At 64.4% G+C, this 4,637-nt stretch carries 7 protein-coding genes; 5 read left to right on the top strand and 2 right to left on the bottom strand.

From position 1 onward, the window contains the following. The 4 genes from ACN6PJ_RS31100 to ACN6PJ_RS31085 all read left to right on the top strand — a co-directional run. On the top strand, nucleotides 1-492 hold a 492-nt coding region (locus tag ACN6PJ_RS31100), incomplete at its 5' end, for a M20/M25/M40 family metallo-hydrolase (RefSeq protein ID WP_427999484.1). Between the two features lie 100 nt (nucleotides 493-592). After that, nucleotides 593-1,564 (top strand): Bug family tripartite tricarboxylate transporter substrate binding protein, encoded by a 972-nt coding sequence (locus tag ACN6PJ_RS31095; protein ID WP_427999483.1) that lies wholly within the window; start codon nucleotides 593-595, stop codon nucleotides 1,562-1,564. Between the two features lie 321 nt (nucleotides 1,565-1,885). Then, nucleotides 1,886-2,347, top strand: coding sequence for a hypothetical protein (locus ACN6PJ_RS31090; RefSeq protein ID WP_427999482.1), 462 nt, complete (start codon nucleotides 1,886-1,888; stop codon nucleotides 2,345-2,347). A 10-nt stretch (nucleotides 2,348-2,357) separates the two neighbouring features. Further along, the gene (locus tag ACN6PJ_RS31085; RefSeq protein ID WP_427999481.1) at nucleotides 2,358-3,083 is read left to right on the top strand and encodes a hypothetical protein; all 726 of its coding nucleotides are present in this window, start codon (nucleotides 2,358-2,360) and stop codon (nucleotides 3,081-3,083) included. 98 nt (nucleotides 3,084-3,181) lie between these two features. Here the strand turns inward: ACN6PJ_RS31085 and ACN6PJ_RS31080 are convergent, their stop codons facing one another. Further along, a complete protein-coding gene (locus ACN6PJ_RS31080; protein WP_427999480.1) occupies nucleotides 3,182-3,514 on the bottom strand; it encodes a YnfA family protein in 333 nt (110 codons plus the stop codon). A gap of 10 nt (nucleotides 3,515-3,524) precedes the next feature. Further along, on the bottom strand, nucleotides 3,525-3,908 hold the full coding sequence (locus ACN6PJ_RS31075; RefSeq protein ID WP_427999479.1) for a MerR family transcriptional regulator: 384 nt from the start codon (nucleotides 3,906-3,908) through the stop codon (nucleotides 3,525-3,527). A gap of 73 nt (nucleotides 3,909-3,981) precedes the next feature. Between ACN6PJ_RS31075 and ACN6PJ_RS31070 the strand changes: the two genes are divergently transcribed. Beyond that, nucleotides 3,982-4,637: MBL fold metallo-hydrolase (locus tag ACN6PJ_RS31070; RefSeq protein ID WP_427999478.1), on the top strand; the 656-nt coding region annotated here is incomplete at its 3' end.

Raw genomic sequence — 4,637 nt, 5'->3', positions numbered from 1 at the left:
TCCATCACCCAGGTGCAGGCCGGCGGCAGCGTCATCAACGTGATCCCGGGCAGCGCCTGGCTGGGCGGCTCGGTGCGGGCCTACAGCACCGACGTGGTCGACCTGATCGAGCGCCGCATGCACGAGATCGCCGGCAGCATCGCCGCCGCCCACGGCTGCGAGGCCGAGGTCTACTTCGAGCGCCGCTACCCGGCGCTGATCAACACCCCCGCCGAGACCGAGTTCTGCATGCAGGTCATGCGCGAAGTGGCCGGCCCCGACCACGCCCGCGTGATCGAGCCGGTGATGGCCTCGGAGGACTTCGCCTTTCTGTTGCAGGCCAAGCCCGGCTGCTACGTGTTCCTGGGCAACGGCGATGGCGACCACCGCATGGCCGGCCATGGCCTGGGCCCGTGCATGCTGCACAACACCAGCTACGACTTCAACGACGCCCTGATCGCGCCGGGCGCGAGCTATTGGGTGCGCCTGACGCAGCGTTACCTGGCCGGCTGATCGCGCGGCCAGACCGTCCGTCGCCACGACGAGTTTTCCTTTTGCCTTACCCGTTTCACGCATTACCTCACGCAGTGCTACGCAACACCACAAGGAAGCTATGAAAAAGAAGATGTTGTTCACGGCCGCGGGGGCGGCCCTGGCGATCATGACGGGCGGCGCCGCGCTGGCGCAAGGCTGGCCCGCCAAGCCCATCACCCTGGTCGTGCCCTACACCGCCGGCGGCAGCGCCGACGCGATCGGGCGCCGCCTGGGCGACGCGCTGCGCAAGGAGGCCAACGCCACCGTCATCGTCGAAAACAAGCCCGGCGCGGGCGCCTCGGTCGGCACCGACTTCGTGGCGCGCGCCCAGCCCGACGGCACCACGCTGCTGCTGGCCTCCACCAGCCCGCTGACCATCTTCCCGCATCTGGCCAAGACCAACTACGACCCGATGAAGGACCTGACGCCGGTGGCCAGCGTGGCCGTGGCGCCCGTGGCCATCGTCGCCACCAAGGCGCTGCCGGTGAAGGACTTCGCCGGCCTGATCGATTACGCCAAGTCGCACCCGGACGGCGTGCGCTACGGCACGCCGGGTCAGGGCACCGTGGCCCACATCGGCATGGCGGCGCTGACCACGCAGACCGGCACCAGGATGCTGCACGTGCCCTATCGCGGCAACAGCCAGGCGCTGACCGACGGCCTGGGCGGCGTGATCGAGCTGCTGGTGGTCAACACCGACGTGGTGCTGCCGCACGTGGCCAACGGCGCGCTCAAGCCGCTGGCGGTGATGGCGCCCGAGCGCCTGGCCGCCTGGCCCGACGTGCCCACCATGGCCGAACTGAAGCTGCCGCAGGCGCAGTACTACTCGAACTTCGGCATCTTCGCGCCGGCCAACCTGCCGCCGGCGGTGTCGGGTCCGCTGCAGGCCGCGCTGGCCAAGGCCGTGGCCAGCGCCGAGTTCAAGGACCTGCTGGCCAAGTCCTACTTGCAGCCGGGCACCGCGTCCGGCGACGCCTTCGCCAAGCAGGTGCAGGCCGAGTTCGCCAACAACGCCCGCATCATCAAGGAAGGCAACATCAAGGCGGAATGACGCCAGCGCCGCCTGAATGTCGGCGGTCCAATGCAAAGCGCGCTCCTTGTGGAGCGCGTTTTTTATTGGCGCGGGCAGGGCTGGTTTGCGTCATGCGAATCGGGCGTGGCGTTCGGACGGCGCCAGCCGATCTGAGTGATGGTCTGACATATGCCCCCAGGATCGGGTGTGAGTCGTTATCTCCCCGGTAATCTCTTCAAGCAAGGCCTACGCAAAGCGGGACTTGATTTCTATCAGGGCGGGGTTTCTCGTCTGTCGGGATGAACCCGCAGGCCGCGGCGATCTCAATGTAACGCGGCGTTCTGCTACGGAAACGTTCGAATGAAGTTGCGCACACTATTCACTTTCACTTGGCTTCCGGGGCTTGGACTTGCCTGCGCGACTGCCGCGGCATATGACGCGACGACAGAGGTTCCCGTCTGGCACATGAGCATGTTCTCTCGCGCCAATTGCATCAACAATGAATCCATTTCGTGGGATACCAGTGGCGCTTCATATTGGAACTTGTATACGCAGTCGTACCAAACCAACCTGGACGACTTCTCTGAAGTTTTTATCAGCGCCGGATCGGAAGTAACTTGGCGGTCTGCGGCAGTCGCATGGTTTGCAGCAGGAGAAGGCTTTTGGCAGGTCGAAGGCTATCACCTAATTCAGCCCGCTCCGCGAACGGATCCGAATGAGGGCTGGGCGCTGATCTACCAGAATTGCACGGACAGTTTTGGTGGCGCAACGAACACCCTGGAAGAGTGCGTGCGTACCTTTGCCGATGATTGCAGCTTCTAGAGAGTGTTCAATGTTCCACAGCAGTTTCAAAGCCACTGTCGCCGTACTGGTTATTCTCTTTCCCTGGCCTGGAGGCATGGTTCATGCCGCAGCGCCCGTTCCCACTGAGTTCCCTGCGGTGGGAGACCTTCAACCTCCCGCCAACATGCCTGGAGATGAAAAAAAGCGGTGGGAAGAACGAAAATTGCGTCAAATTCGACCGAAGGCGCGCAGCGCCAAGCCAATCGTCTTCAGTGACCTCGCGTCCGTGCCTGTCCTGCAACGCTCATTCAAGCCGTTGAAGGCACGCGTTGAACAACTCGCGCAAGCACACAACAGCCTTTCCGCACGACTACGCTCCTCCTGGATACATCCGGCGGACGTATCAAAGGGCCCGCTGAGCCGCTGTGCCTTGCAGTACCAGACACCCGCCGGTGTCGAAGTGGACGCCAAGCTGACCGGCTTGGTCCGCGCCTATGAGTGCCCAGACGTGGACGCCGTCATCCTTTCGGAAACACTGTTGAGTAAAGGAGGCATGGTCAATCTGCTATCCGCTGAACAAGTGAACGCGACGATGTCAGCGGGCGGTCATCCACGCGGTGTTGTGGCGACCCGCCTGGTTCGGCCCGAGGATGGTCAGGAGATGACGATGGTGCGTTGGCGCAGTGGCGAAAAAATGATGACGCTTCGCGTGGCGGGAACACAAGCGCCATCACTGGATTTCGTACGCAAGGTCATGGAGAGCATGCCGGATTGATCCTGACTACCTTCCCTACGCGGAAAGGCCTTCAATGTTGGTCTCGGATCAATCCGCGTGAGGGGTGTCGGGACGCAATACCCAGTCTTAGCGGTGCGTCAGGCGGCTTTAGGCCCGAACATGATCACCAGCATCCCCGCCAGGCACAGCCCCACGCCGACGTAATCGCTGGCGCTGGGCCGCACGCCATCGACCGCCCACAGCCACAGCAGCGCCATGCCGATGTACACGCCGCCGTAGGCCGCATACACGCGCCCCGACGCGGTCGGGTGCAGCGTCAGCAGCCAGGCGAACAGCGCCAGGCTGACAGCGGCCGGCGCCAGCAGCCAGATGGAATGGCCGCGGCGCAGCCACAGGTACGGCAGGTAGCAGCCGATGATCTCGGCCAGCGCGGTCAGGACGAACAGCGCGAAAGTTTGCAGCATCGCCATGGCAGGCGCTTCAGGCTCGTTGCTGCGCCAGCAGCTCGCGGCACTGGCGTTCCTGCATTGCGATCTCCTGCAGCGTATCCTCGATGTCGCGGCGCTGCTGTTCCAGCGTGGCGCGATGCTGGGCCAGCACCGCCAGGTACTGGCGCAACTGCACCTCGGTGTCGCCGGGGCCGTCGTACATGTCGATCAGCGTCAGGATCTCGGACAGTTGCAGGCCCAGGCGCTTGCCGCGCAGGGCCAGCTTCAGGCGCGTGCGGTCGCGCGGTCCGAAGATGCGGTTGCGGCCCTCGCGCGCCGGGCTGACGATCCCCTGGTCTTCATAGAAGCGGATCGTGCGGGGCGTGACGTCGAACTCGCGGGCGAGCTCGGAGATGGTCCAGGTTGACGGGGACATGCGACGTGTGGCAGTTTACGTAAACGTAAATTATGATGACTTGACGCGATCGTCAAGCGTGGAGAGCGAGGCAATGAACCCCAACGAACAGAAGCTGCAGTATCCCTGGGCCGATTTCCAGCCCGAAGCCGGCCGCGCCCATCAGGTGGCCGAGGGCGTCAAGTGGATCCGCATGCCGCTGCCGTTCGCGCTGGATCATATCAATCTCTGGCTGCTGCGTGACCGCATCGACGGCCGCGACGGCTGGACCATCGTCGATTGCGGCATCTCGCGGGACGAGGTCAAGACGCTGTGGGAGCAGGTGTTCGAAAACGAACTGGAAGGCCTGCCGGTGTTGCGTGTCATCGTCACCCACATGCACCCCGACCACATCGGCCTGGCCTACTGGCTCTGTGAACGCTGGGATGCGCGGCTGTGGATGACCATGACCGACTTCATGGTGGCGTCGCTGTGGTCGTCGCGCCGCAATGACGCTGGCGCAGGTCCCGGCGGCCAGTCGGCCGTCGACCACTTCGCCCGCCACGGCCTGACCGATCCGGACGCGCAGGAACAGATCCGCCAGCGCGCCAACTACTTCCCCAACCTGGTGCCGGCCGTGCCGTCGCGCTACACCCGCATCATGCATGGCGACGCGGTGCGCATCGGCGCGCACGACTGGCGCGTCATCGTCGGCTACGGCCACGCGCCCGAGCACGCCTCGCTGCATTCGCCCGACCTGGGCGTGCTGAT

It is taken from the genome of Achromobacter sp., from assembly GCF_050285585.1.
Lineage (GTDB): Bacteria > Pseudomonadota > Gammaproteobacteria > Burkholderiales > Burkholderiaceae_B > Achromobacter.
This window is presented reverse-complemented; position numbering and strand designations above follow the sequence as displayed.

What these genes read in the sequence shown, in the direction of transcription:
- ACN6PJ_RS31095 (WP_427999483.1), top strand. Translation starts at nt 593, where the DNA reads ATGAAAAAGAAGATGTTGTTCACGGCCGCGGGGGCGGCCCTGGCGATC.
- ACN6PJ_RS31090 (WP_427999482.1), top strand. Translation starts at nt 1,886, where the DNA reads ATGAAGTTGCGCACACTATTCACTTTCACTTGGCTTCCGGGGCTTGGA.
- ACN6PJ_RS31085 (WP_427999481.1), top strand. Translation starts at nt 2,358, where the DNA reads ATGTTCCACAGCAGTTTCAAAGCCACTGTCGCCGTACTGGTTATTCTC.
- ACN6PJ_RS31080 (WP_427999480.1), bottom strand. Translation starts at nt 3,514, where the DNA reads ATGGCGATGCTGCAAACTTTCGCGCTGTTCGTCCTGACCGCGCTGGCC.
- ACN6PJ_RS31075 (WP_427999479.1), bottom strand. Translation starts at nt 3,908, where the DNA reads ATGTCCCCGTCAACCTGGACCATCTCCGAGCTCGCCCGCGAGTTCGAC.